The organism is Streptomyces sp. NPDC126499 (assembly GCF_040302485.1).
Classification (GTDB): domain Bacteria; phylum Actinomycetota; class Actinomycetes; order Streptomycetales; family Streptomycetaceae; genus Streptomyces.
In genome coordinates, this window is sequence record NZ_JBEOUO010000006.1 from 151,411 (window position 1) to 178,313 (window position 26,903).

The 26,903-nt window shown below is 72.9% G+C and carries 21 protein-coding genes; 7 read left to right on the forward strand and 14 right to left on the reverse strand.

Annotated features, from left to right (window positions below):
• Window positions 1–33: 33 nt before the first annotated feature.
• Window positions 34–3,978: a thiol reductant ABC exporter subunit CydD gene (gene cydD / locus ABTZ91_RS10975; protein ID WP_352076837.1), complete on the forward strand. Its 3,945-nt coding sequence runs from the start codon at window positions 34–36 to the stop codon at window positions 3,976–3,978.
• A gap of 46 nt (window positions 3,979–4,024) precedes the next feature.
• Complete coding sequence (locus ABTZ91_RS10980; RefSeq protein WP_352076838.1) at window positions 4,025–5,755, forward strand: GAF domain-containing protein; 1,731 nt, start codon at window positions 4,025–4,027, stop codon at window positions 5,753–5,755.
• Window positions 5,756–5,847: 92 nt separating this feature from the next.
• On the opposite strand, the gene ABTZ91_RS10985 is transcribed toward ABTZ91_RS10980, so the two are convergent.
• From ABTZ91_RS10985 to ABTZ91_RS11015, 7 genes are all read right to left on the reverse strand, one after another.
• Window positions 5,848–6,699 (reverse strand): HAD hydrolase family protein, encoded by an 852-nt coding sequence (locus ABTZ91_RS10985; RefSeq protein ID WP_352076839.1) that lies wholly within the window; start codon window positions 6,697–6,699, stop codon window positions 5,848–5,850.
• Window positions 6,700–6,801: 102 nt separating this feature from the next.
• A complete protein-coding gene (locus ABTZ91_RS10990) occupies window positions 6,802–7,704 on the reverse strand; it encodes an LLM class flavin-dependent oxidoreductase (RefSeq protein WP_352076840.1) in 903 nt (300 codons plus the stop codon).
• Between the two features lie 20 nt (window positions 7,705–7,724).
• On the reverse strand, window positions 7,725–8,183 hold the full coding sequence (locus ABTZ91_RS10995; RefSeq protein WP_352076841.1) for a hypothetical protein: 459 nt from the start codon (window positions 8,181–8,183) through the stop codon (window positions 7,725–7,727).
• 39 nt (window positions 8,184–8,222) lie between these two features.
• Window positions 8,223–8,765 carry an RNA 2'-phosphotransferase gene (locus ABTZ91_RS11000; protein ID WP_352076842.1) on the reverse strand — a complete coding sequence of 181 codons (543 nt, stop codon included), beginning with the start codon at window positions 8,763–8,765 and terminating at the stop codon, window positions 8,223–8,225.
• A gap of 88 nt (window positions 8,766–8,853) precedes the next feature.
• Complete coding sequence (locus ABTZ91_RS11005) at window positions 8,854–9,801, reverse strand: MerR family transcriptional regulator (protein WP_352076843.1); 948 nt, start codon at window positions 9,799–9,801, stop codon at window positions 8,854–8,856.
• A gap of 62 nt (window positions 9,802–9,863) precedes the next feature.
• Window positions 9,864–11,642, reverse strand: a complete 1,779-nt coding sequence (locus ABTZ91_RS11010) for an SDR family oxidoreductase (RefSeq protein ID WP_352076992.1) — start codon at window positions 11,640–11,642, stop codon at window positions 9,864–9,866.
• Window positions 11,643–11,644: 2 nt separating this feature from the next.
• The gene (locus ABTZ91_RS11015) at window positions 11,645–12,493 is read right to left on the reverse strand and encodes a M24 family metallopeptidase (protein WP_352076844.1); all 849 of its coding nucleotides are present in this window, start codon (window positions 12,491–12,493) and stop codon (window positions 11,645–11,647) included.
• A 224-nt stretch (window positions 12,494–12,717) separates the two neighbouring features.
• Here ABTZ91_RS11015 and ABTZ91_RS11020 point away from each other — a divergent pair, with 224 nt between their 5' ends.
• The 4 genes from ABTZ91_RS11020 to ABTZ91_RS11035 are packed head-to-tail and all read left to right on the forward strand — an operon-like array spanning window position 12,718 to window position 16,209.
• Window positions 12,718–13,674 (forward strand): ABC transporter ATP-binding protein, encoded by a 957-nt coding sequence (locus tag ABTZ91_RS11020; protein WP_352076993.1) that lies wholly within the window; start codon window positions 12,718–12,720, stop codon window positions 13,672–13,674.
• Window positions 13,671–14,567 carry an ABC transporter permease gene (locus ABTZ91_RS11025; protein ID WP_352076845.1) on the forward strand — a complete coding sequence of 299 codons (897 nt, stop codon included), beginning with the start codon at window positions 13,671–13,673 and terminating at the stop codon, window positions 14,565–14,567. Before ABTZ91_RS11020 ends, ABTZ91_RS11025 begins: the two co-directional genes overlap by 4 nt.
• Window positions 14,564–15,475, forward strand: coding sequence for an ABC transporter ATP-binding protein (locus tag ABTZ91_RS11030; RefSeq protein WP_352076846.1), 912 nt, complete (start codon window positions 14,564–14,566; stop codon window positions 15,473–15,475). Before ABTZ91_RS11025 ends, ABTZ91_RS11030 begins: the two co-directional genes overlap by 4 nt.
• A gap of 14 nt (window positions 15,476–15,489) precedes the next feature.
• Window positions 15,490–16,209, forward strand: coding sequence for an ABC transporter permease subunit (locus tag ABTZ91_RS11035; protein ID WP_352076847.1), 720 nt, complete (start codon window positions 15,490–15,492; stop codon window positions 16,207–16,209).
• Window positions 16,210–16,244: 35 nt separating this feature from the next.
• On the opposite strand, the gene ABTZ91_RS11040 is transcribed toward ABTZ91_RS11035, so the two are convergent.
• A complete protein-coding gene (locus tag ABTZ91_RS11040; protein WP_352076994.1) occupies window positions 16,245–17,429 on the reverse strand; it encodes an MFS transporter in 1,185 nt (394 codons plus the stop codon).
• A gap of 209 nt (window positions 17,430–17,638) precedes the next feature.
• A complete protein-coding gene (locus ABTZ91_RS11045; RefSeq protein WP_352076848.1) occupies window positions 17,639–18,352 on the reverse strand; it encodes an FCD domain-containing protein in 714 nt (237 codons plus the stop codon).
• Window positions 18,353–18,495: 143 nt separating this feature from the next.
• Here ABTZ91_RS11045 and lpdA point away from each other — a divergent pair, with 143 nt between their 5' ends.
• The gene (gene lpdA / locus ABTZ91_RS11050) at window positions 18,496–19,899 is read left to right on the forward strand and encodes a dihydrolipoyl dehydrogenase (protein WP_352076849.1); all 1,404 of its coding nucleotides are present in this window, start codon (window positions 18,496–18,498) and stop codon (window positions 19,897–19,899) included.
• 243 nt (window positions 19,900–20,142) lie between these two features.
• Here the strand turns inward: lpdA and ABTZ91_RS11055 are convergent, their stop codons facing one another.
• The 5 genes from ABTZ91_RS11055 to ABTZ91_RS11075 all read right to left on the reverse strand — a co-directional run bounded on the left by ABTZ91_RS11055 (window position 20,143) and on the right by ABTZ91_RS11075 (window position 26,891).
• Window positions 20,143–20,949, reverse strand: a complete 807-nt coding sequence (locus tag ABTZ91_RS11055) for an HAD family hydrolase (protein WP_352076850.1) — start codon at window positions 20,947–20,949, stop codon at window positions 20,143–20,145.
• Window positions 20,946–22,235: a serine--tRNA ligase gene (gene serS, locus ABTZ91_RS11060; RefSeq protein ID WP_352076851.1), complete on the reverse strand. Its 1,290-nt coding sequence runs from the start codon at window positions 22,233–22,235 to the stop codon at window positions 20,946–20,948. The genes ABTZ91_RS11055 and serS overlap by 4 nt, the downstream gene beginning before the upstream one ends.
• 336 nt (window positions 22,236–22,571) lie before the next feature.
• Window positions 22,572–23,507 carry a prephenate dehydratase gene (gene pheA / locus ABTZ91_RS11065; protein WP_352076852.1) on the reverse strand — a complete coding sequence of 312 codons (936 nt, stop codon included), beginning with the start codon at window positions 23,505–23,507 and terminating at the stop codon, window positions 22,572–22,574.
• 41 nt (window positions 23,508–23,548) lie between these two features.
• A complete protein-coding gene (efeB, locus tag ABTZ91_RS11070) occupies window positions 23,549–24,784 on the reverse strand; it encodes an iron uptake transporter deferrochelatase/peroxidase subunit (RefSeq protein WP_407077939.1) in 1,236 nt (411 codons plus the stop codon).
• Between the two features lie 61 nt (window positions 24,785–24,845).
• Window positions 24,846–26,891 (reverse strand): copper resistance protein CopC, encoded by a 2,046-nt coding sequence (locus ABTZ91_RS11075; RefSeq protein WP_352076854.1) that lies wholly within the window; start codon window positions 26,889–26,891, stop codon window positions 24,846–24,848.
• Between the last annotated feature and the right edge of the window lie 12 nt (window positions 26,892–26,903).

Consider the following 26,903-nt stretch of genomic DNA (forward strand, 5'->3'; position numbering starts at 1 on the left):
CCCGGTCGGCCGTCTCAGGGGAGCATGTTTCACGTGAAACCGATCGATCCGCGACTGCTGCGCTACGCGCGGGCCACCCGCTTCTTCCTCGGGGCGGTGATCGTGCTCGGCCTCGTCGGGGCCGCGCTGATCGTCGCCCAGGCGATGCTCATCGCCGAGGTCGTGGTGGGCGCCTTCCAGAAGGGCCTGTCGGTTTCCGGGCTCACCACGCCCCTGCTGCTGCTCGCCGGAGTGGCGGCGGGGCGGGGGCTGGTCTCCTGGCTGACCGAGCTCGCCGCCCACCGGGCGAGCGCGGCGGTCAAGTCCGAACTGCGCGGCCGGCTGCTCCAGCAGGCCGCGCGGCTCGGGCCGGGATGGCTCAGCGGACAGAAGGCCGGTTCGCTGGCCGCGCTCGCGACCCGGGGCGTGGACGCGCTCGACGACTACTTCGCCCGCTATCTGCCGCAGCTGGGGCTCGCGGTCGTCGTCCCGGTGGCGGTGCTCGCCCGGATCGTCACCGAGGACTGGGTCTCGGCCGCGGTCATCGTGGTGACGCTGCCGCTCATCCCGATCTTCATGATCCTGATCGGCTGGTACACCCAGGCCCGGATGGACCGTCAGTGGAAGCTGCTCTCCCGGCTCTCCGGGCACTTCCTCGACGTGGTCGCCGGGCTTCCGACGCTCAAGGTCTTCGGCCGGGCCAAGGCCCAGGCCGAGAACATCCGGTCGATCACCTCGGAGTACCGGCGGGCGACCATGAGGACGCTGCGGATCGCGTTCCTCTCCTCCTTCGCCCTGGAACTCCTCTCGACCCTGTCGGTCGCGCTGGTCGCGGTCGGCATCGGCATGCGGCTGGTCCACGGCGGCCTGGACCTCTACACCGGGCTCGTCATCCTGATCCTGGCGCCCGAGGCGTATCTGCCGCTGCGGCAGGTGGGCACGCAGTACCACGCGGCCGCGGAAGGACTCGCGGCCGCCGAGGAGATCTTCGAGGTCCTGGAGAGCCCGCTGCCGGGCGGCGGTACGGGCGCGGTGCCCGCGTCCGTACGGCTTGAGCTGGACGGGGTGACCGTACGTCACGCGGGGCGCGGCGAGCCCTCGCTGGACGCGGCCACCCTGACCGTGGAGCCCGGCGAGACGGTGGCCCTGGTCGGGCCGAGCGGCGTCGGCAAGTCGACCCTGCTCGACGTGGTGCTCGGCTTCACGACGCCCGAGGACGGAACCGTCAAGGTCGGCGGCGTCGACCTCGCCTCGCTGGACCTGGAGGAGTGGCGGTCCAGGATCGCCTGGGTGCCGCAGCGCCCCTATCTCTTCGCCGGGACGATCGCCGAGAACGTACGCCTCGCCCGGCCGGACGCCTCCGACGAGGCGGTCCGGCAGGCCCTGCGGGACGCGGGCGCGGACGGGTTCGTCACGGAACTGCCGGAGGGAGCGGACACCGTCCTCGGCGAGGACGGCGCCGGACTCTCCGCCGGTCAGCGCCAGCGCCTCGCCCTGGCCCGGGCCTTCCTGGCGGACCGCCCGCTGCTCCTCCTGGACGAGCCGACGGCCGCGCTCGACGGCGACACCGAGGCGGCCGTTGTCACCACCGTCCGCCGCCTCGCCGCCGGCCGCACCGTCCTCCTTGTCGTCCACCGCCCGGCCCTGCTCGCGGTCGCGGACCGCGTGGTGCGTCTGACGCGGCGGGGGGAGGGCGAGCGGGCGGGCGAGCCGGCGGTGTCCGGTGCGTCCGGTGTGACGGGGGCGTCGGGTGCGTCCGGTGCGGTGAGCCCGCGGGTGGCCGGGCTGCTGCCCGACGGCTCACCGGTCTCGCCGACGCTCGGCGCCCCGGCGGGCGAGCCGGTCGGCGCCGAGCCGGGCCGCGAAGACACCGGCGCGGAGGCCAGCTCCGGCCCGGGCGCCTCCGGTTCGGCGGACAGCGTCGTGCAGGCCGAGTACGGCCAGGGGCCCGTGGACCCCGAGGGCGGCCGGGAGCCGTCGGCCGCCGGTGCGGGTGCCGGTATCGGTTTGCCCGGTGGTGACGGTGTGACCGCGGGTGCCGGTTCGCCCGGCGCGGACGGCGTGGCCGCCGCGGGGGACGGGGGCCTCGCGGGCCCGGGGAGTCGTGGTCGGGCGGGTGCCGGTATCGGTTCGCCCGGTGGCGACGGTGTGGCCCCCGCACGGGATGCGGGCGCTGCGGGCTCGGGCGGCCGTGGTCGTGCCCGGGTCGCCGGTGCGGGGGGCGCCGCAGTCGGTGCGCGGGCCGTGTTCGCGCGGGTGCGGGGCATGGCCGGGGAGCTGCGGGGGCGGATGGGGCTCGCGCTGGTGCTCGGCAGCCTGGCGCTCGGGTCCGCCGTGGGGCTCATGGCCGTGTCCGGCTGGCTCATCTCCCGGGCGTCCGAGCAGCCGCCGGTGCTCCATCTGATGGTCGCCGTCACCGCCACCCGCGCCTTCGGCATCGGGCGCGCCGTCTTCCGCTACGCCGAGCGGCTCGTCTCGCACGACGCCGTGCTGCGGATGCTCGCCGATCTGCGGGTCGCCGTCTACCGGCGGCTCGAACGGATCGCCCCGGCCGGGCTGCGCCGGACCCGGCGTGGTGATCTGCTCACCCGGCTGGTGCAGGACGTCGACGCCCTCCAGGACTACTGGCTGCGCTGGCTGCTCCCCGTGGGCGCCGCGCTCCTCGTCGGTGCCGGATCGGTCGCCTTCACCGCCTGGCTGCTGCCCGAGGCGGGCGCCGTGCTCGCCGTCGGCCTGGTGCTCGCCGGGGTGGTCGTACCGCTGACCGGCGCGGCGCTCGCCCGGCGGGCCGAACGGCAGCTGGCCCCCGCGCGGGGCGCCCTGACGACGACCGTGGTCGACCTGCTGCGCGGCTGCGCCGAACTCACCGTGGCCGGGGCCCTGAACGACCGGGTGGCCCGGTCGGCCGCGGCCGACCGTACCCTCACCGCCATCGCCTCCCGGCAGTCGGCCGCCACCGCGCTCGGTGCCGGGCTCTCCGCCCTGGTCTGCGGACTCACCGTCGCCGCGGCCGCGCTCGTCGGTGTGCAGGCGGTGCGCGAGGGGCGCCTGGACGGCGTGGCGCTGGCGGTCGTCGTGCTGATCCCGCTCGCCGCCTTCGAGGCCGTCACCGGTCTGCCGCTCGCCGTCCAGTACCGCCAGCGCGTGCGGCGCAGCGCCGAGCGGGTCTTCGACGTGCTCGACGCGCCCGTGCCCGTACACGAGCCGGCGACGCCCGCCGCCGCCCCGGCGAGTCCCTTCCCGCTGGAGCTGGCCGGTCTCTCGGCGCGGTACGCCGGGCAGGAGCGGCCGGCGCTCGTGGACTTCGGGCTCACGCTGGAGGCGGGGCGCCGCGTCGCCGTGGTCGGAGCGTCCGGCTCCGGCAAGACGACGCTCGCGCAGGTGCTGCTGCGCTTCCTGGACGTGGAGCGCGGCACGTACCGGCTCGGCGGGCAGCTCGCGACCGACCTCGACGGGGACGACGTGCGCCGTCTCGTCGGCCTGTGCGCGCAGGACGCCCATCTCTTCGACAGCACGCTGCGCGAGAACCTGCGCCTCGCCCGTACGGACGCGAGCGACGACGAGCTGCGCGAGGCGCTGCGCCGGGCCCGGCTCCTGGACTGGGTGGAGGGGCTGCCGGACGGGCTCGACACCCTCGTGGGCGAGCACGCCTCGCGGCTCTCCGGCGGCCAGCGGCAGCGTCTCGCGCTCGCCCGGGCGTTCCTGGCCGACTTCCCCGTCCTCGTCCTCGACGAGCCGGCCGAGCACCTGGACCTGGCCACCGCCGACGCGCTGACCGACGACCTGCTGCGGGCCACGGAAGGCCGCACGACCCTGCTGATCACCCACCGTCTGCACGGCCTCGACGCCGTCGACGAGGTCGTGGTCCTGGACCGGGGCCGTACCGTGCAGCGCGGCACCTACGCGGAGCTCTCGGCGGCCGAGGGGCCGCTGCGGCGGATGCTGGAGCGGGAACGGGCGAGCGACCTGCTGCTGACGGCAGGAGTCCGACGACCGTGAACACCCCGACTTTTCTCGCCAAATAGGACTTACTAGGCTCGGGGTCATGACCGCCGCCGTGCCCGACGTCCCGGACCCGCTCCCCTCCCCGGACCCGCTCGAAGCCGCGACCCAGGCCACGCGCAGCCTGCACGGCCTGTCCACGGAGCTCACCGCCCGGGTGCCCCAGCTCCTGGAGGCGATGCGTTCCGTCGGCACCGGCCTGGAGCTGCACTCCACCCTCGACCGGATCTGCGAGACCGCCGCCGAGCTCGCCGACGCCCGGTACGCCGCCATCGGAGTGGTCGACGACGAGGGCGAGGGCCTGTCGGACTTCGTCACGTACGGCGTCCCGGACGACGTCGTCCGCCGCATCGGTAACCGGCCCGACGGGCACGCGGGACTGCTCGGCGCGCTCATCCGCGAGCCGGAGACGATCCGGCTCGCCGACCTGACGGCGGACCCGCGTGCGGCCGGATTCCCGCCCGGACATCCCCCGATGCGGACCTTCCTCGGGGTCCCGATCCGGGTCCAGGGCGAGATCTTCGGCAACCTCTATCTCGCCGAGAAGAACGGCGGCGGCGCGTTCAACGACTACGACGTCCACATGGTCCGGGTGCTCGCCACCGAGGCGGGGATCGCCATCGGCAACGCCCGCCTGTACGAGGCCGCCCGGCAGCGCGAGCGGTGGATCGACGGCTCCGTCGCCGTCACCACCGCGCTGCTCTCCGGCGGCGACGCCGACGACGCGCTCACGGTCGTCGCCGAGCAGGCCCGCCGGCTCGCCGACGCCGCGGCGGGCATCGTGCTGCTGCCGGCCGAGGACGGCGGTCTGGAGGTCGTCGCGGTGTCCTCCCCGCGCGCCTCGCGGACGCTCGGCGTGGTGCTCGGGCCCGAGAGCGCCGTGGTGGAGCGGCTGATGGAGGGCGAGGCGGTGTTCATCGCCGACGCCGCCCGTGAACCGGGGATCGCCCACCGGCTGTCCGCGCAGTACGGGCCGGCGATGCTGCTGCCGCTGCAGAGCGGCGGCCGGGTGCTGGGCGCGCTCGCCACCCCGCGGGCGCGTGGGGCGCGGCCGTTCACGGAGACCGAGCGGACCCTGGCCACCCAGTTCGCCTCCCAGGCGGCGCTGGCCCTGATGATGGCCGAGGCGCAACGGGACCGGGAGCGGCTCGCCGTCTACGAGGACCGCGACCGGATCGCCCGCGATCTGCACGACCTCGTCATCCAGCGGCTTTTCGCGACCGGGATGATGCTGGAGAGCGCCCAGCGCAGGTCCGTCGTGCCGGCCGTGCAGGAGGGTGTGGAGAAGGCCGTGGACGAGCTGGACGTCACGATCCAGGAGATCCGCACCGCGATCTTCGCCCTCCAGCAGGGACCGGCCGAGGCGCCGTCGGGGCTGCGCACCCGGGTCCTGCGGGAGATCAACATGGCGGCGGTGCCGCTGGGTTTCAAGCCGGCCCACCGTTTCACCGGCGCGATCGACACGACGGTCGGCGACCTCACCGGCAAGAACCTGATCGCCGCCCTGCGCGAGGCGCTCTCCAACGCCTTCCGCCACGCGGAGGCCACCCGGATCGAGGTGGCCGTGGACGCGACCGTCACCCTCCCGGACGGCACGCAGGGCGTGCGGCTCACGGTCGCGGACGACGGCATCGGCCTCCCGGAGGGCGGCCGCCGCAGCGGCCTGCGCAACCTGGCCCGCCGGGCCGAGTCCCTGGGCGGCGCCAGCTGGTGCGGCCCGGGGATCGGCGACCACGGCGGTGGTACGACGGTGGTCTGGGAGGCCCCGCTCTAGGTGGGTCGTCCGGGGACGTGCCGCGACGTGCCTGGATGTTCGGGGACGTGCCGGGTCGTCCGGGGACGTCGTGGCGATCGGGCCGGCGGGTCCTACAGCCGCAGGTCCCCCACCGCTTCGGCGACCAGCTGCTCGATGACGACCGCCACGCCGTCCTCGTTGTTGCCGACCGTGCGGCCGGAGGCGGCGGCGATGACGTCCGGGTGGGCGTTCCCCATGGCGTACGAGCGGCCTGCCCAGCTCAGCATCTCGATGTCGTTGGGCATGTCGCCGAAGGCCACGACCTGGTCGGGGCTGATACCGCGCTCGGCGCAGCAGTGGGCCAGGGTGGAGGCCTTGGAGACGCCGAGGCCGCTGATCTCCAGGAGGGCGGTGGGGCTGGAGCGGGTGAGGGAGGCCAGGTGGCCGGCGGCCGCGCGGGCGGTGGCGAGGAAGACGTCCGGGTCGAGCTCCGGGTGCTGGGCGAGCAGCTTGAGCACGGGCGCGGCGGCTCCGGGGGTCTCCTCGTAGAGGAGCTTCTCGGCGGTGGCGACGGTGGCGCCGGGGTCGAGGTAGAACGGCGGGTACTGCGGCTCGTAGTGGATGCCGGTGGTGAGCTCGACGGCGAAGCTGGTGCCGGGGGCGGCGGCGCGCAGGGCGCGGACGACGTCCAGGGCGACGGGCCGGCGCAGCGGGCGGACCTCCATGAACGTCCCTCCCGAGTGGAGGTCGACGACCGCGGCGCCGTTGGCGCAGATCGCGAGGCCGTGGCCGTGGACGTGGTCGCTGACGACGTCCATCCAGCGGGCCGGGCGACCGGTGACGAAGAAGACCTCGATGCCGGCCCGCTCGGCGGCGGCGAGGGCGGCGACCGTGCGCTCCGAGACGGATTTGTCGTCCCGCAGCAGGGTGCCGTCGAGGTCGGTGGCGATCAGGCGCGTGCGCGCGGTTCGGGTTGAGGTCACCGATCCATTGTTCCGTACGAAGTGCACGGGCGTGCGAGGGTGCGCACATCTGAGTGGCCTGGTGCGGCCTGTCGCTGCCCTCGCCCGCCCGGTGCGCGGGGGTCAGCCGAGCTGGGCGACCGCCTCGGTGGCGATCTTCTCGAAGACGGCCTCGTCGGCGGCGAAGTCGGAGTCGGGGATCGGCCAGTGGATCACGATCTCGGTGAAGCCGAGCTCCTGGTGGCGGCCGGCGAAGTCGACGAAGGCGTCCAGGGAGCGCAGCACCGTGTTCTGCTCGGGGGTGAAGCCGGTGAGGAGGATCTTGTCCAGCTCCGTCATGTCCCGGCCGATGTCCGCGCAGGCCTTGCCGAGCTTGTCGATCTGGCCGCCGAGGGCCGCGAGGGACTGCTCCGGGGTCCCGTCCGCGTACAGCTTGGGGTCGCCGGTCGTCACCCAGGCCTGGCCGTGGCGCGCCGCGAGCCGCAGGCCGCGCGGGCCGGTCGCCGCGACCGCGAAGGGCAGCCGGGGGCGCTGCACGCAGCCGGGGATGTTGCGGGCCTCGTCGGCCGAGTAGAAGGTGCCGTGGTGGGTGACGGCGTCCTCGGTGAGCAGCCGGTCGAGCAGGGGTACGAATTCGGCGAACCGGTCGGCGCGCTCGCGCGGGGTCCAGCGCTCCTGGCCGAGGACGGTGGCGTCGAAGCCGTCGCCGCCCGCGCCGATGCCGAGGGTGATCCGGCCGCCGGAGATGTCGTCGAGCGACATGAGCTCCTTGGCGAGGGTGACGGGGTGCCGGAAGTTCGGCGAGGTCACGAGGGTGCCGAGCCGCAGCCGCTCGGTGGCCGTGGCGGCGGCGGTGAGCGTGGGCAGCGCGCCGAACCAGGTGTGGTCCCGGAAGGAGCGCCAGGACAGGTGGTCATAGGTGTATCCGGCGTGGAATCCGAGCTCCTCGGCCCGCTGCCATGCGGCACGGCCTCCCGCGTGCCAGCGGTCGACGGGGAGGATCACGGTGCTCAGGCGCAGGGTCATACGACGAGCGTACGCGGAGGTCAGCGGACGTTCCGGGACAGCCACGGGGTGACCATGGCGGGGGTGACGAGCTCCTTGTAGGTCTCGTCGCCGGGGAGCGGGACGATCAGCCACCAGCCGGGCGGGAAGAGCCGGCTCCTCACGTGGGCGAGGCCGTCGAGGACGGCGCGCAGGAAGGCCGGCACCGTGTCGCGGGGGACGTCGTGGAAGTCGACGCCCTCGACCGTGATCCTGGCGTCGTCCTCGGGATAGAGGCGGACGGACAGCGACGGAGTGCCGCCGAGCTCGACGAAGGCCTCGTGGGGGAGGGAGCCGTCGGGGTCGAGGACGGCGAAGGCGCCCGCGGAGGTGCGGCGGGAGGTCTGGTCCGCCCCGATGTCGTCGGTCACGAGCAGCTCCAGGCCGTGCTCCCGGGCGATCTCGCGGATGGCGGCGACGGCGGACTCGGTGGTCGGCAGGTGCGGGTACGGGGCTCCCATGGGGACGATCATGCCTCAGGGCGACCGGGGAGTCCTGCCTCAGGCAAAGCGGATGTACTGCGGCGGTACGGCGTCGGTGAGCCAGACGCCGTTGGCGCTCACGTGGAAGACGTGCCCGGCCCGGTGCATGGCGCCGGCGTCGACGCTGAGCACCACGGGCCGGCCGCGGCGGGCGCCGACACGGGTGGCGGTCTCCCGGTCGGGCGAGAGGTGCACGTGGTGGCGGGCCATGGGCCGCAGGCCCTCGGTGCGGATGGCGGGGAGCCGGGCGGCGACCGTACCGTGGTAGAGGTACGCGGGCGGTTCGGCGGCCGGCAGGCCGAGGTCGACCGGCACGGTGTGGCCCTGGCTGGCCCGGATGCGGGTGCCCTCGATCGCGAAGCGCTTCTTGTCGTTGGCGGCGACGACGTGGTCGAGCTCGTCGCGGGTGATCGGGAAGCCGTGCTCGGCGGCGGCCCGCAGGAGCGCGTCGATCTCGGTCCAACCGTGCGGGTCGAGCACGAGCCCGATGCGTTCGGGCTGGTGGCGCAGGTGTTTCGAGAGGTATTTCGACACCTTCACGGTGCGTTTCTCGTCATTCATGAATTCATTGAAGCCGCAGGTTTGTTCCACAGCCAACTGTATTTATCCACAGGCGAGTTGGCGTTTCTGTGGACAACAGCCCGGGCCTTTACGTCACTTGTTCGACTTTGTTGGTGGGTGCGGCATTTGAGGCAAGGGTATCCAATGTCCGTGTTTGTACCTCCCGTTCGGCCGCCGCCGCGATGAACGCGGCCACGTTCTCGGCGCCAACAAGCCGCTCCACGGCCCGGATCGTGGCCGGCGGAAGCGCTACGGAACGGGGCTCCCGGTCCTCCGGAGGGGGACCGTCCGGAGACAGGTGGAACTGCAGATGGCGGGTCGCGAAGAGCCGCATGGCCCGCGCCAGTTCGGCGTCGACGGTCTGCTGCGCGAGCGGCCGCAGCCGCCGCACCATCGTCGCCGCCTCCGCCGCGTCCGCGTCCGTCGGAGGCCGGTGCTCCAGATAGCGGGCGAAGACGTGCTCGGTCGTGAACTCCAGGAAACGGGAGGCGATCTGCTCGACCTGGCCGCGAAGTTCCCGCAGATGACCGGTGATCGCCGACAGCGGGACGCCCGCCGCGTACAACTCGGCCGCCACCGCCAGCTCTTGCGGGCTGGGAACGAGGTACTCCTCCGTCTCGCGGCCGGGAATGCGCTCCAGCACGCCGAGCTCGATCGCCTCCCGCACCGCCTCCTCGTCGGGCGTGCCGCCGAAGCGCGCGTCGAGCTCGGCGCGCGAGATCCGGGCGGCCTCCTCGTCCGTCCACGGCCTGTCCACCTCGGCGACCAGGCCGAGCACCCCACCGAGCCCGCGCCCGGCGTCCCAGGCCTCCAGGAGTTCCTTGATGGAGGCCAGGGTGTAGCCGCGGTCCAGCAGGTCCGCGATCTGCCGGAGCCGGGCCAGATGCGTGTCCCCGTACACGTTCGACCTGCCCCGCCGCTCCGGGCGGGGCAGCAGGCCGCGGTCCTGGTAGGCGCGGATCGTCCGGACGGTGGCCCCGCTGTGGTGGGCCAGATCCTCGATCCGGTACTCCGGCTGTGCTGACTGCTCGGACAAACCCGCTCCCACCGACCGCTCCCTTCACCCGTCGAGGGATCGTACGACCGCCCCGCTCTTCGCTATGCCGGCGGCTGCCAGCGGGCCAGCGACCGCAGCACGCCCGGCGACAGCCGGGACAGCAGGTGGGCGCCGCGGGCCTCCGGGGTCACCGGGACGACGGCCTGGTTGCGCAGGACCGCGCGCAGGATCGCGTCGGCGACCTTCTCCGGCGGATAGTTGCGCAGCCCGTACAGCCGCGAGGCCTTCTTCTGGCGCCGCTTCTCCTCGGCCTCGTCCGTCACTCCCGCGAACCGCGCGGTCGCCGTGATGCCGGTGTTGACGATGCCGGGGCAGATCGCCGAGACTCCGATGCCCTGGCCGGCGAGCTCGGCCCGCAGGCACTCGCTGAGCATCAGCACCGCCGCCTTGGAGGTGCCGTACGCGGAAAGGGCCCGGGAGGGCTGGAAGGCGGCGGCCGAGGCCGTGTTGACGATGTGGCCGCCCTGGCCGCGCTCGGCCATCTGCGCGCCGAAGACCCGGCAGCCGTGGATGACGCCCCACAGGTTGACGTCGAGGACCCGCTTCCACTCCTCGCTCGTGGTGTCGAAGAACGAACCGCTCAGCCCGATCCCCGCGTTGTTGACCAGCACGTCGACCACGCCGTACTCGCCCGCCACCTTCGCGGCAAGCTTCTCCATCGCCTGCTCGTCGGCGACGTCGACGGTCTCGCCCCAGGCCGCCGGAGCGCCGATGAGCCGGGCCAACTCCGCCGTACGGGACGCGCCCTCGCCGTCCCGGTCCACCGCCACGACCCGGGCGCCGGCCTCGGCGAACGCGAAGGCGGTGGCGCGGCCGATGCCGCTGGCCGCGCCGGTCACCAGGACCAGCTGGCCGCCGAAGCGCTCCGCGTACTCGGGCCGGACGCCGCTCTTCGGGGCCGTCCTCGGCGCCTTCGTCGCCGGGTCCTCGTTCGCCTCGACGAACTCGGCGATCCACGCCGCCAGTTGGTCGGGCCGGGTGCGCGGCACCCAGTGCTTGGCGGGCAGGGTGCGCCGGGTCAGGTCCGGCACCCAGGCCGCCAGGTCGTCGTAGAGCCGCTCGGAGAGGAAGGCGTCACCGGTCGGCGTGATCAGCTGCACGGGCGCGTGCGCGTACGCGTCGGCCCGCGGGCGCGAGAGCCGCGCCCGCACGTTGTCCCGGTAGAGCCAGGCGCCGTGCGCCGCGTCGCTCGGCAGCGAGGACGTCGGGTAGTCCCCGGCCGGCACCCGCTCGAACCGCTCCAGGATCCGCGGCCAGCGCTTGCCGAGCGGCCCGCGCCAGGCCAGCTCCGGAAGCACCGGCGTGTGCAGCAGGTACACGTACCAGGACTTGGCGCCCTGGCCGAGGAGCTGCCCGACCCGGCGGGGGGTGGGCCGGGTCATCCTGCTCTTGATCCAGTGCCCGAAGTGGTCGAGCGACGGCCCGGACAGGGAGGTGAAGGAGGCGATCCGGCCCTCGGTGCGCGGGACGGTCACGAACTCCCAGGACTGCACCGATCCCCAGTCGTGGCCCACGAGATGGACCGGCCGGTCCGGGCTGACCGCGTCCGCGACGGCCAGGAAGTCGTCCGTCAGCTTCTCCAGCGTGAACCCGCCGCGCAGCGGGACCGGCGCCGTCGACCGGCCGTGGCCCCGCACGTCGTACAGCACCACGTGGAACCGCTCCGCGAGCCGGGCCGCGACCTCGGACCAGACCTCCTTGGAGTCCGGATAACCGTGGACGAGCAGCACCGTCGGCCGGCTCGCCTCGCCCAGCTCGGCCACGCACAGCTCTATCCCGCCCGTGCGGATCCGGCGCTCCCGCGCCCCGTCGAGACTCACGCTCACGCTGCCCTCTCCTCGTTCCAGCGCCGCACGTGCGGCAGGTCGTCGTCCAGCCAGAACGCGCTCTGCTCGGGGTCCCGGGAGTCGGTGACGACCAGGATCTCCTCGAACTTCGCGCCCGTCCCCCGGAATCCGAGGTGCGGCTCGACCGCCCACAGGCCGGGCCTGGGCGGGTGGTCGGAGAACCTGTACGGCGACCACAGCGGCGACCAGCCGTCCCGGTGGCCGTGCAGGGCGTCGCTCGCCAGGCCCTTGAGGGACTGGGTGCCGAAGCCGAACAGGGTCGGCGACCAGCGGCGCTCCTTCACCCGGTCGATCTTGTGGGCGATGACGCCGAAGGGATACGCCCGGTGCCGGTTCGCGTACCCCTGGCGGACCATGAGGCGGTCCACGTCCTCGTAGATCTCCCGCAGGGTGCGGCGCTCGCGCACCTCGCGCAGGATCAGCTCGCGGTGCTCCCGCAGGTCCGCCAGGAGCTTGTCGTGGAGCGGGTCGAGGCCCAGGCAGCCGGAATAGCCGATGTCCGCGGTGTAGCCCTTGTACACGGGGGCCATGTCCAGGATGAACGGCATCCCGGGCTCCAGGCGACGGTTGGTCGGGAAGAACTGGAGCGGGATCTTGAAGTCGACGAAGGCGGTGCGGTCCCCGAACCAGGCGAACGGCCGGTGGAACCAGTCCCTCACCCCTCGCGCGGACAGCCACTCGCGCTGCATGCGCGCCGCCTCGCGCTCGGTCACGCCCGGCTTGAGCTGCGCCGCGACGGCCTCCGCGCACTCGTAGGCGAGGCGCTGGACTTCTCTGAAGCCCCGCAGCTCCGCGGTCGGTACGCCTGTCACTGCTGGGGTCATGCCACCCGTCCGTCCGTGTGAGCACCCGTAGCGCTACGTGTCCGTAACCTGCCACTGATGAATGTGACAATGCCCGGCGGCGGCGTCAAGGGGCGTGCACGAGCCTGTGGAAAACGACTGAGGTATCGACTCCCCTACGGGCTTGTACGTCTGAGGTCGGACATGGATCGAGCCGTTGGGCTGACGACCGCCGTGACCCACGCCACTACCGTCGAAGCGTGACTGTGATCGCTACCGAAAGCCTCAGCAAGCGGTTCCCCCGGGTGACCGCTCTCGACCGGCTCTCCCTGGACATCGGGCCCGGTGTGACCGGACTGGTGGGTGCCAACGGAGCCGGCAAGTCCACGATGATCAAGATCCTGCTCGGTCTGTCGCCCGCCACGGACGGCCGCGCCGAGGTCCTCGGCCTCGACGTCGCGACCTCCGGCGCGCAGATCCGCGAGCGCGTCGGCTACATGCCGGAGCACGACTGCCTGCCGCCCGACGTCTCGGCGACCGAGTTCGTCGTCCACATGGCCCGCATGTCCGGGCTGCCGCCGACCGCAGCCCGCGAGCGCACCGCCGACACCCTGCGCCACGTCGGTCTCTACGAGGAGCGCTACCGCCCGATGGGCGGCTACTCGACCGGCATGAAGCAGCGGGTGAAGCTCGCCCAGGCCCTCGTCCACGACCCCCAGCTGGTGCTCCTGGACGAGCCGACCAACGGCCTCGACCCGGTCGGCCGTGACGACATGCTCGGCCTGATCCGGCGGGTGTGGACGGACTTCGGCATCTCGGTCCTGGTCACCTCCCACCTGCTCGGCGAGCTGGAGCGCACCTGCGACCACGTCGTCGTCATCGACGGCGGACGGCTCCTGCGCTCCAGCTCCACCAGCGACTTCACCCGGTCCACCACGACCCTCGCGGTCGAGGTCACCGACTCCGACACCCACCCCGACGGCACCGAGGCGCTCCGCGCCGCCCTCGCCGCCGCCGGTGTCACCCTCCACGCGGGCGTGGAGGACGGCCTGCCCGGCGCCGGCCACGTCCTGCTCCTGGAGGCCGTTGGCGAGGAGACCTACGACCTCGTCCGCGACACCGTCGCCGGCCTCGGGCTCGGCCTGGTGCGCATGGAGCAGCGCCGTCACCACATCGCCGAGGTCTTCAAGGCGACGGAACAGGAGGAGGTGCCGACGCGATGAGCTCCCGGACCCCCGAGACCACGCGGATCCACAACATCGGCTACCGCGCGTACGACGGGCCGCGCCTCGGCCGTGACTACGCGCGCCGCTCGCTCTTCTCGCAGTCGCTGCGCGGCGCCTACGGACTAGGCCGCAGCGCCAAGTCCAAGGTGCTGCCGATGATCCTCTTCGCGGTGATGTGCGTGCCCGCGCTGATCATCGTCGCGGTCGCGGTCGTCGGAAAGCAGAGCAAGCTGTCCATCGAGTACACCCAGTACGCGATCTACCTCCAGCTGGTGATCGCCATCTTCGTGGCCGCGCAGGCACCGCAGTCCGTCTCGCGCGACCTCCGCTTCCGCACGGTGCCGCTGTACTTCTCCCGCCCGATCGAGCGCCTGGACTACGTCCTCGCGAAGTACGGCGCGATGGCCTCGGCCCTGTTCGTCCTGACCGCCGCCCCGCTCCTGATCCTCTGGATCGGCGCGCTGCTCGCCAAGATGGACTTCGCCGAGCAGACCAAGCTGTTCGGGCAGGGCCTGGCCTCCGTGGTGCTGCTCTCGCTGCTCTTCGGCGGCATCGGCCTGGTCATGGCGGCCCTCACCCCGCGGCGCGGCTTCGGCGTCGCCGCCGTCATCGCCGTGCTCGTGATCTCCTACGGAGCGGTCTCCACCCTCCAGGGCATCGCCTACGGCACGGACAACCTCGACGCCATCCAGTGGATCGGACTCTTCTCGCCGGTCACCCTCATCGACGGCGTGCAGACCGCCTTCCTCGGCGCGCCCTCCTCCTTCCCCGGAGGGACGGACGCGGCGCCTGGCGGCGGAGCCGGCGTGGTCTATCTGCTGGCCGTCCTCGCCCTGATCGCCGGCTCGTACGGCGTCCTGATGCGCCGCTACCGAAAGGTCGGGCTGTGACAACGCTCCACATCGATCACGTCTCACGCTGGTTCGGCAACGTCGTGGCCGTCAACGACGTCACCATGACCATCGGCCCCGGCGTCACCGGACTCCTCGGCCCCAACGGCGCCGGAAAGTCCACCCTCATCAACATGATGGGCGGCTTCCTCGCTCCCTCCACCGGCACCGTCACCCTCGACGGGACGACGATCTGGCGCAACGAGGCGGTCTACAAGGAGATCGGCGTCGTCCCCGAGCGCGAGGCGATGTACGACTTCCTCACCGGCCGCGAATTCGTCGTCGCCAACGCCGAGTTGCAGGGCCTGGGCGACGCCGAGGCCCAGCGGGCCCTCGCCACGGTGGAGATGGAGTACGCCCAGGACCGCAAGATCGCCACGTACAGCAAGGGCATGCGGCAGCGCGTGAAGATGGCCTCGGCCCTCGTCCACGAGCCGTCCGTGCTGCTGCTCGACGAGCCCTTCAACGGCATGGATCCGCGCCAGCGCATGCAGTTGATGGACCTGCTGCGCCGGATGGGCGCGGAGGGCCGCACGGTGCTGTTCTCCTCGCACATCCTGGAGGAGGTCGAGCAGCTCGCCTCGCACATCGAGGTGATCGTGGCCGGACGGCACGCGGCCTCCGGCGACTTCCGCCGCATCCGGCGGCTGATGACCGACCGGCCGCACCGCTATCTCGTCCGCTCCGACGACGACCGGGCCCTGGCGGCGGCGCTGATCGCGGACCCGTCGACGGCCGGCATCGAGGTCGACCACGTCGACGGCGGCCTGCGCGTGCAGGCCGTGGACTTCGGCCGGTTCACCGAACTGCTGCCGAGGGTCGCCCAGGAGCGTGGCATCCGGCTCCTGACGGTCTCGCCCTCGGACGAGTCCCTCGAATCCGTCTTCTCGTATCTCGTCACGGCCTGAAAGGAGCCCGACCGATGTACAACCCCACCGTCGCACGGCTCACCTACCGGGCCCTGCTCGGCCGCCGCCGGGCACTGATCCTCTTCGTGCTGCCCGCACTCCTGCTCGTGATCGCGGCGGCGATCCGCGCCTTCAACGGCGCCGACGACCAGGTCGCCGCCGATGTCCTCGGCGGGTTCGCGCTCGCCACGATGGTGCCGCTGATCGGCGTGATCGCCGGCACGGGCGCCATCGGGCCGGAGATCGACGACGGCTCCATCGTCTATCTCCTCGCCAAGCCGGTGAAGCGGCCGACGATCATTTTCACCAAGCTGATCGTCGCCGTCGCGGTCACCATGGTCTTCTCCGCCCTGCCCACCCTCCTCGCCGGGTTCATCCTCAACGGCAACGGTCAGCAGGTGGCGGTCGCCTATACCGTCGCGGCGCTCGTGGCCTCCATCGCGTACAGCGCCCTCTTCCTCCTCCTCGGCACGGTCAGCCGGCACGCCGTGGTCATCGGCCTGGTCTACGCCCTGGTCTGGGAGGCGTTGTTCGGCTCCCTCATCTCGGGCGCCAAGACGCTGAGCGTGCAGCAGTGGGCGCTGGCCCTCGCGGAGAAGGTCACCGGCGACGGCCTGGTCTCCTCCGAGGTCGGCCTGCCCACGGCCATCGCCCTGCTGGCGGGTGTGACGGTCGCGGCCACCTGGTTCGCGGGCCACAAGCTCCGCACGCTGACGCTCGCCGGGGAGGAGTAGCGGTCTCCCGTCGCCGCGGCCCGGACCTCGCGGACTCAGACCGTACGGTTCCGGGCCGCCAGCAGGCCCATCGCGAGCGCCGCGGCGCACACGCCGAGCACGGCGGTGATCGGCGGCGTCCAGGAGCCGGTGGCCTGGTGGAGGGCGCCGGCGGCCAGGGGGCCGGCCGCCGCGAGGAGGTAGCCGACGGTCTGGGCCATCCCGGAGAGCCGGGCGGCCGTCACCGCGTCGCCCGAGCGCAGCACGATCAGGGTGAGCGCGAGGCCCACCGCCCCGCCCTGGCCCACCCCGAGGACCGCCGCCCAGAGCCAGGCCCCCTCCACCGGCGCGACCATCAGCCCCGCGTAGCCGGCGGCCACCAGCGTCGTCACCAGGACGACCAGGGGCCGCTGGCTGCGCATCCGGCCGGCGAGCAGCGGGACGGCGAAGGCGCCGGCGACCTGGATCAGGTTGTTGAAGGCGAAGACCACACCGGCCGCGGAGCGGCTCATGCCGTGGTCCGTGAAGATCGTCGGCATCCAGGCGATCAGGACGTACGACCACAGCGACTGAAGGCCCATGAACAGGGTCACCTGCCAGGCGAGCGCCGAACGCCACACCGACCGGACCGGCCCGGTGGCGGGGTCCGCGCCTGCCCCCGCGCCGTGCCCCGTAGGGCCCGCGCCCCGGGCGAGCACGACCTGCGGCAGCCAGGCGACGGCCGCCACCACCGCGAGCAGCGACCAGAAGGCGAGCGAGGCCCGCCAGCCGCCGAGCGCCCGCTCCAGTGGCACCGAGGAGGCCGCGACGAGCGTGGCGCCCGCGATCATCGCGCCCGTGTAGACGGAGGTCATCGACGCGGCCCGGTCCGGGAAGTCCCGCTTGATCAGACCGGGCATCAGCACGTTCAGCAGGGCGATGGCCGTGCCGACCAGGACGCCGCCGCAGTAAAGGGCGGCCGCCGACGGCAGCACCCGCGCCAGGATGCCCGCGCCGAGCAGCAACAGGGCGGCGAACAGGATCCGTTCGGCGCCGAACCGCCGGCCGAGCCAGGGCGCCACCAGCGCGCCCAGGCCCAGGAAGAGCACCGGAACCGAGGTGACCAGGGAACTGGCGGCCGAGGACAGCCCGTACGCCTCCGCCATCTCCCCGACCAGAGGCGACACACTCGCCAGCGCGGCCCGCATGTTGAGCGAGGCGAGCACGATGCCGACGAGGAGCACCACGGGGCGCGCGAGCAGCGCGCCCCGGGGCCCCGCCCCGAACCGGGCCCCCGCGCCCGTCCCGGCGGCGGAGGACCGGCCCCCGGCCCCGCCCTCCGCCCGGGCGGCCGAAGCCCGCACCGCGGCCCCGGCCCCTGCACCCGCTCCCGGCCCGACCCGGGCCCCCGCACCCGCCCCGGCCTCCGTCCCCGCCCCGGCATCGACCAGCAGTTCCGTGTCCGAGGGCGTCACCGCGAGGTCTCCGTCACCGGCGCCGCCCCGCCCTCAGCCGAGTCGGCCAGCCTGGCCACCGTCTCCAGCGGCACCCGCAGCAGTTCGCGCGCCCCGGCCTCCGCCGCGTCCGCGTCCCCCGCCTCGATCGCCGCGACGAGGGCCTCGTGGGCGTCCATGTCGACCGGGGGCATCGCGCGGTCGCCGAGCGCGTGCACCAGGACCTCGTGCACCTGGGCGGAGAAGAAGCGGTAGACCTCGCGGAAGGCCGCGTTGTGGGTGGCCTCGACGACCGCGAGGTGGAAGGCGAGGTCGGCGTCCGCGTCACGGTCGCCCTCCTCGCGCAGGGTGGCCAGCGCCGCCCGCAGCCGCAGCAGGTCGTGGGTGTCCCGCCGGGCCGCCGCGAGCCGGGCCGCTTCCGCCTCCAGGGCGGTGCGCAGCTCCAGGACGTCCCGGGCGCCGGCGTGCCGTACACCGCGCAGCACGGCCGCCGGGTCCGCGGTCGACCTGACGAAGGTGCCGTTGCCCTGGCGGGACTCCAGAAGCCCCGAGTGGACCAGGACCCGCACCGCCTCGCGGACGGTGTTGCGGCCCACGCCCAGCGTCTGGGCCAGTTCGTGCTCGGTGGGGATGCGGTCGCCGACCGCCCACTCGCCCTCCGCGAGCTGGGCCCGCAGCTGCTCCACGACGGAGTCCACCAGCGAGGTCCGTCCCGCCGCCCTCAGTGCCATGACCGCCCCACTCGTACCACCGCTCTCACTCATCCGCTTGCCCAGTCATCCTACAACTGACGCTCCGGCGCTCCGGGACTACTGTGGGCTCGTACGTGGACTCGTACGCGACCGAACACCCTCACCACCCTCGGGAGTCAGTCATGTCAGACCGCTTCGACGTCGTCGTACTCGGAGCTGGCCCCGGCGGCTACGTCGCCGCCATCCGCGCCGCCCAGCTGGGCAAGCGGGTCGCGGTCGTCGAGGAGAAGTACTGGGGCGGTGTCTGCCTGAACGTCGGCTGCATCCCCACCAAGGCGCTGCTGCGCAACGCCGAACTCGCCCACATCTTCCACCACGAGGCCAAGACCTTCGGCATCAAGGTCGACGGCACCGTCTCCTTCGACTACGGCGAGGCGTTCCGCCGCAGCCGCACGGTCGCGGACGGCCGCGTCAAGGGCGTCCACTTCCTCATGAAGAAGAACGGGATCACCGAGTTCGACGGCCGGGGCACCTTCCTCGACGCGAACACCCTCCAGGTGGCGAAGTCCGACGGCACCACGCAGACGATCTCCTTCGACCACTGCATCATCGCCACCGGCGCCTCCCCGCGTCTGCTGCCCGGCACCTCGCTGAGCGACCGCGTGGTGTCGTACGAGCAGCAGATCCTCGCCGAGGACGCCCCGAAGTCGATCGTCATCGCCGGCGCCGGCGCGATCGGCATCGAGTTCGCGTACGTGCTGAACAACTACGGCACCAAGGTCACCATCGTCGAGTTCCTCGACCGGATGGCCCCGCTGGAGGACGAGGAGGTGTCCAAGGAGCTCGCGAAGCAGTACCGCAAGCTCGGCATCGACGTCCTCACCTCCACCCGCGTCGAGGCGATCGACGAGTCCGGTCCGCAGGTCCGCGTCACCGTCACCGGCAAGGACGGCGCGAGCAAGGTGCTGGAGGCCGACAAGGTCCTGCAGGCCATCGGCTTCGCGCCGAACGTCTCCGGCTACGGCCTGGAGAACACCGGTGTCTCCCTCACCGAGCGCGGCGCGATCGACGTCGACGGCCGCTGCCGCACCTCCGTGCCGCACATCTACGCCATCGGTGACGTCACCGCGAAGCTGATGCTCGCGCACACCGCCGAGGCCATGGGTGTCATCGCCGCCGAGACCATCGCGGACGCGGAGACGATGGAGCTCGACTACGCGATGATCCCGCGCGCCACCTACTGCCAGCCGCAGATCGCCAGCTTCGGCTACACGGAGGCGCAGGCGCGCGAGAAGGGGTACGACGTCAAGGTCGCCAAGTTCCCGTTCATGGCGAACGGCAAGGCGCACGGCCTCGGCGACTCGACCGGCTTCGTGAAGATCGTCGCCGACGCGAAGTACGGCGAGATCGTCGGCGCCCACCTGATCGGCCCGGACGTCACCGAGCTGCTGCCCGAGCTCACCCTGGCGCAGCAGTGGGACCTCACCGTCCACGAGGTCGCCCGCAACGTCCACGCCCACCCGACGCTGGGCGAGGCCGTGAAGGAAGCGATCCACGGCATCGCCGGACACATGATCAACTTCTGAGGTTCGCCGTCGGCCCCGTCGGCCCCGCCGCCCCCACCGGTACGCCGGTGGGGCCCGCCCTCGTCATCGCGGGTATCTCGGGTATCGCGGGATAAACCGTTGGTGGGGGCGGGGCGGGCGGGCGCACACTGAGGGGGTACGGGAACGGGGCGGCCGCTTCGAGCGCGCGGAGGCGAACCGCGCGGGCCGCCCCGCTCCACGTACGCCGACGCCGTACGCCGACGCGCGTCCGGGAGATGGGCCCTACGGCTGGAGCAGCCGCTCCAGGACGACGGCGATGCCGTCCTCCTCGTTCGAGGCGGTCACCTCGTCGGCCACCGCCTTCAGCTCCTCGTGGGCATTGGCCATGGCCACGCCGTGGGCCGCCCAGCCGAACATCGGTATGTCGTTGGGCATGTCGCCGAAGGCGATCGTCTCCGCGGCCTTCACCCCGAGCCGGCGGGCGGCGAGCGACAGACCGGTGGCCTTGCTGAGACCGAGCGGGAGGATCTCCACGATGCCCGCGCCCGCCATGACGATGTCCACGAGCGAGCCGACGGTCGCGCGGGCGGCCCGGACCAGCTCGTCGTCGCCGAGCGTCGGGTGCTGGACGTAGAGCTTGGTGAGCGGGGCCGACCAGAGCTCCGCGGGGTCCTCGTACGGCACGTACGGCAGCGGCCCGCCCTGGGTCCGGTAGCCGGGGCCGATCAGGACCTCGCCCTCCAGGCCGTCGCGGCTGGCGGCCACGGCCAGCGGCCCGACCTCCGCCTCGATCTTGGAGAGGGCGAGCCCGGCGAGCTGCCGGTCGAGGGTCAGCGAGGTCAGCAGCCGGTGCTCGCCCGCGTGGTAGACCTGCGCCCCCTGACCGCACACCGCGAGGCCCTCGTAGCCGAGGTCGTCGAGGATGTGCCGGGTCCAGGGCACCGCCCGGCCGGTCACGACGATGTGCGCGGCGCCCGCCGCCGTCGCGGCGGCGAGGGCGTCCCGCGTACGGTCCGAGACGGACTCGTCGGCGCGCAGCAGCGTGCCGTCGAGGTCCGTCGCGACCAGGCGGTAGGGGAAGGGGCTCACTTGGAGATCGGCTCCAGGACCTCACGGCCGCCGAGGTAGGGGCGCAGCACCTCGGGCACGCGCACCGAGCCGTCGGCCAGCTGGTGGTTCTCCAGGATCGCCACGATGGTGCGCGGGACGGCGCACAGCGTGCCGTTCAGGGTGGCCAGCGGCTGGACGACCTTCTTGCCGTCCTTGTCGTCGCGCATGCGGACGGCGAGGCGGCGGGCCTGGAAGCCGTCGCAGTTGGAGGCGGAGGTGAGCTCGCGGTACTTGCCCTGGGTCGGGATCCACGCCTCGCAGTCGAACTTGCGGGAGGCGGAGGCGCCCAGGTCGCCCGTGGCGACGTCGATCACCTGGAACGGCAGCTCCAGGGAGGTCAGCCACTGCTTCTCCCAGTCCAGGAGCCGCTTGTGCTCGGCCTCGGCGTCCTCCGGCGCGACGTACGAGAACATCTCGACCTTGTCGAACTGGTGGACGCGGAAGATGCCGCGGGTGTCCTTGCCGTAGGTGCCGGCCTCGCGGCGGAAGCACGGCGAGAAGCCGGCGTACCGCAGGGGCAGCTTGTCGGCGTCGATGATCTCGTCCATGTGGTACGCGGCGAGCGGGACCTCGGAGGTGCCGACCAGGTAGTAGTCGTCCTTCTCCAGGTGGTACACGTTCTCCGCGGCCTGGCCGAGGAAGCCGGTGCCCTCCATGGCGCGCGGGCGGACCAGCGCCGGGGTGAGCATCGGGATGAAGCCGGCCTCGGTGGCCTGGGCGATCGCCGCGTTGACCAGGGCGAGCTCCAGGAGCGCGCCGACGCCGGTCAGGTAGTAGAAGCGCGAGCCGGAGACCTTGGCGCCGCGCTCGACGTCGATGGCGCCGAGCGCCTCGCCGAGCTCGAGGTGGTCCTTGGGCTCGAAGCCCTCGGCCGCGAAGTCGCGGATGGTGCCGTGCGTCTCGAGGACGACGAAGTCCTCCTCGCCGCCGACGGGCACGTCGGGGTGGACGATGTTGCCGAGCTGGAGCAGCAGGGCGCGGGCCGTCTCGTCGGCCTCGTTCTGCTCGGCCTCGGCGGCCTTGACGTCGGTCTTGAGCTGCTCGGCCTTCTGCAGGAGCGCGGCGCGCTCCTCGGGGGAGGCCTTGGGGATCAGCTTGCCGAGCGCCTTCTGCTCGGAACGGAGCTCGTCGAAGCGGACGCCGGACGACCTGCGCCGCTCATCGGCGGAGAGCAGGGCGTCGACGAGCGCGACGTCCTCTCCACGGGCGCGCTGGGAGGCGCGAACACGGTCGGGGTCCTCACGGAGCAGGCGAAGGTCAATCACCCCACCAGGCTACCGGTGCGGCTGGTACCGCCCCTACCCGATATCGCGATGCGTGTCGCTTTGCCCGAATTGCTTTGCTTTTTAAGGATTTCGCTCCGGAGGAAGGCGGGGATAAGGCGAAAGGTTATCCACAGGCTGTGCGGAAGTTCTGTGGACGAAGATGATCGTCGATCTTCGATGTCATTTTCCCACCCCTTCGAGTGGGAATTGTTCTCCCCAGGGGTGGGGTCCCGGACCAGGGGTGACAGCGATTTGTCGACCCGGGGCCACGCTCACCCCACCGGCATGTCGACTTGTCCCCAGGTCGAGCAGGGTCCCTGTGGATAACTCTGTGGATCAGGCCCGGCCGTCCTGCACCCGCGCCAGCCAGTCGGACGCCGCCGTGAACTCCGCGTCCGAGGTGCCGCGCCGCAGCGCCCGTACGTCCTCGGGCGAGACGCCCGCCCTCGGATACGAACCGAGGAACCGCACCTTCGGACAGATCCGCTTCAACCCCATCAGCGCCTCGCCGACCCGCCGGTCCGCGATATGGCCCTCCGCGTCGACGGCGAAGCAGTAGTTCCCGATTCCGGCACCCGTCGGCCGCGACTGGATCAGCATCAGATTCACCCCGCGCACGGCGAATTCCTGGAGGAGTTCCAGCAGGGCGCCCGGATGGTCGTCACCCAGCCACAGCACCACCGACGTCTTGTCCGCCCCCGTCGGCGCCGCCGGCCGGGCCGGCCGGCCCACGAGCACGAACCGGGTCTCCGCGTTCTCGGCGTCGTGGATCTCGGTGACCAGGGCCTCCAGACCGTAGGTCGCCGCCGCGAACTCGCCCGCGAAGGCCGCGTCGAACCGGCCCTCCTGGACCAGCCGCGCCCCGTCCGCGTTGGAGGCCGCCGACTCCCACACCGCTTCCGGCAGATGGGCCCGCAGCCAGTTCCGCACCTGCGGCTGGGCCACCGGGTGGCCCGTGACCGTCTTGATCTCCGACAGCGTGGTCCCGGGCCGTACGAGCAGCGCGAAGGCGATCGGCAGGACCACCTCGCGGTAGATCATCAGCGGCTCGCCCGAGGCCAGCTCGTCGAGGGTCGCGGTCACACCGCCCTCGACCGAGTTCTCGATCGGCACGAGCGCCGCGGCCGCCTCGCCGTTGCGCACCGCGTCCAGCGCGGCCGGCACCGAGACCATCGGCACCAGCTCCCGCGTCGCGGCCTCGGGCAGCGTCCGCAGCGCGGCCTCCGTGAACGTGCCTTCGGGACCGAGATACGTATACCGGGTGGCTGACATACGGTCACCCTAATGGCAGCCGGTCCCGGGCGGCCTCCCGCTCAGGACTCGAGCAGCCGCTGCCCCACGTACTCGCCCTCCGCCGCCCCGCCCGGCACCGCGAACAGACCGCTCGCCTCGTGCCGGATGAACGGGGACAGGGCGTCGCCCCGGTCGAGCTTGCGCTGCACCGGGACGAAGCCCCGCAGCGGGTCCGCCTGCCAGCAGACGAAGAGCAGCCCGGCGTCCGGCGTCCCGTCCGGCCCGATGCCGTCGTGGAAGGAGAACGGCCGGCGCAGCATCGCCGCCCCGCCGTTCTGTTCGGGGGCGGAGATCCGGGAGTGGGCGTTGTCGGGGATGACCGTCTTGCCGTCCGGGCCGATCCGGTCCAGATCCAGCTCGGTGGTCTCCGTCCCGCCGGTCAGCGGCGCTCCGTCCGCCTTCCGCCGGCCGATCACCTTCTCCTGCTTCTCCAGCGGCAGCTTCTCCCAGTCGTCGAGCAGCATCCGGATCCGCCGGACGACCGCGTACGAGCCGCCCGCCATCCAGTCCTGCGCGCCGGTCGCGCCCTGCGGCACGAAGATCCGGCGGTCGAAGTCGGGGTCGGTCGGCTTGGGGTTGCCGGTGCCGTCGACCTGGCCCATCAGGTTCCGCGCCGTCATCGGCCGGGCGGTGGCACCGGCCGAGCGGTTGAAGCCGTTCATCTGCCAGCGCACCCGGGCCGCCCCGGCCGCGTCCTTCTGGAGCGCGCGCAGCGCGTGGAAGGCGACGAGCGCGTCATCCGCGCCGATCTGCACCCACAGATCACCCTCCGAGCGCTTCGGGTCGAGGGCGTCGGAGGAGAAGGCGGGCAGCGGGTCGAGCTGCGTCGGGCGGCGGGCGGCCAGCCCGGTGCGGTCGAAGAAGGTGCGGCCGAAGCCGAAGGTGACCGTCAGGGACGACGGCCCGGCGTCCAGCGCGATGCCCGTGTCATCGGTCGAGGGCTTGCCCGCCATCAGCGCCTTCGCCGTGGCCGACCAGCGGCGCAGCAGGGCTGCGGCCTCCTTGCGGCCCGCGCCGGGGACGAGGTCGAAGGCGACCAGATGCCCGCGGGCCTGAAGCGGAGTGGTGATCCCCGCTTGATGTTTCCCGTGAAACATCACCTCGGTCGCACCGACCGTCGTGAGCGGGACCGCCCCTCCGGGCGCGGATCCGCCGTCGGACAACGACGCGGAGATCCCGGCCCCTCCGGCCGCACCGATCACCAGCCCGGCCGCGCCGGCCGCGCCGACGGTGCCGAGCACGCGCCGCCGGGACATCTCCGTACTCTCGTTGCTCACGGGGCTCTGGTCGCTCACGGGGTCAGCCTTGCTCACGGGGTCAGCCGATCTTCACGTTCTTCTCGATGGTGGTCTGGTCGATGTCGGAGGTGCGGATCGTCACCTGCATCCGCCACTCGCCCGGCATCGGGAGCTGGACGCCGCTCGCCGTCCAGTGTCCGGTCTGGATCCGGTCGGGCAGGACCGGCAGCGGGCCGACGTTCTTCTCCTCGAGGGTGAAGGCCAGCTTCACCTCGGGGACGTCGAGCGCCCGGCCGTTGGGCCGCAGCACATAGAGGTGCAGCGCGTTGGCGCCCGTCCGGCCCGGCGCGAGGGTGATCTGGACGGTGCCCTTGCCGTCGACACCGCCGGTGTCGAAGGGCAGCCGGACGTCGACCGGGCGGTCGGGCACGGCGGCGGTGGCCGAGGAGCCGCCCCTGCCCGCCTCCTCCTCGGTACGGGCGGGCTCCGTGGAGGTCAGTACGGTCGTCACCGCGAGCAGCACGACGGCGACGGCGGCCTCCGTGAGCACGGAACGGCGCAGCCCGGCCCGCTCCGGGTCGGCGTCCCGCTCCTTCTTCCGCCGGGCGACGGCGACGGCGGCCCGCTGCCGCGCGAGCTGCGCGGCCCGCTCGGCGTCGATCCCGGCGGGGGCGGGGGCTTCAGCGTCCGGAGCCCCGGTGTCGTCCGCGGGTGCCTGGGCCTCGGCGTCCGGAGCCCCGGTGTCGTCCGCAGGTGCCTGGGCCTCGGCTTCCGGAGCCCCGGTGTCGTCCACAGGTGCCTGGGCCTCGGCGTCGTCCGCGGGTGTCTCGGCCCCGGTGTCGTCCGCCTCGGCGATCTCCGTCGTCCCCGTCGTCCCCTCCGCCGGCTCTCCGAGCCGCCGCACCCAGCGGCGCGAGACCCAGCCGATGCCCACGAGCACGGCGACCAGGCCGATCTTCACCAGGAGCAGCTGCCCGTACCGGGTGTCGGTCAGCGCCGACCAGGTGCCGACCTGCCGCCAGGACTGGTAGACGCCGGTGACGGCGAGGACGACCACCGAGCCGAACGCCATCGTCGAGTAGCGCTCGACCGCCGACCGTTCCACCGGCGGGCCCCACTGGAGGGCGACGAGCAGGGCGGTCAGACCGCCGAGCCAGGCCGCGACCGCCAGGAGGTGCAGGATGTCGACCGGCATGGCGATGCCGGTCTGGATCCCGGTCGAGGCGTGCTCGGCGAGCGCCCACGTACCGGCGATGCCGGCCGCGACGACCGAGCCGCCGATGGCGAGCCCGAAGGTGAGGTCCCGGTGCTCCTTCTCGTCCGTCCGCCGGGCGTACGCGCCGAACAGCACGGCCACGAACAGCGCCGCCGCGCCGAGCAGCAGCAGCCGCGAGGAGAGCGCGGCGCCGGTCTTGGTCTCCAGGACGGCCCGCAGCCCGCCCAGGTCGAAGACGTCACCGAGCCGGCCGGTCCGGGTGTACGGGTGGCGGAGCAGCAGCAGGGCGAGGGTGGCGGCGGTCAGCGTCAGCCAGCCCCGCACCACGAGCCGCTGCACCGGGCGCACGGCGGCCCCGCGCGGCCAGCAGACCAGGACGAAGGCGCCGCCGCCGACGAGGACGACGAAGGCGGCGTACGAGAGGTAGCGCGCGATCCCGTACAGCGCGCCGACCAGGCCGCCGCCCACGGCCGTGTCCGGCAGGGCGACGGAGGTCTTCGAGGGCGCGCCGATGGAGAAGGTGAAGGCCCCGGCGATCGGGTGGCTGTCGGCGGAGACGGTCTGCCAGGCCACGGTGTAGGTGCCGTCGGGCAGGCCGGGCCGCAGGGCGACCCCGTAGCGGACGATCGAGCCGCTGCACAGGTCGCGCATCTCGCCGGTGTCGACGCGCTTCCCCGACGGGTCGAGGACCCGGATGGAGTCGTCGCTCATGGCGACCTGCTCGGAGAAGGTGAGGTTGACCTCCTTGGGGGCGGTGGCGACCACCGCCCCGTCCTGCGGGTCGCTGCCGGTCAGCGCCGCGTGCGCGGACGCGGGGCCCGCGGTGGCGAGCAGCGTGCCCAGGAGCGCGGCGGCGACGAGCAGCAGCCGGGCGAGGGCCGGCCCGAGGCGCGGGGCGATGGTCGTCATGGGTGTGTCACG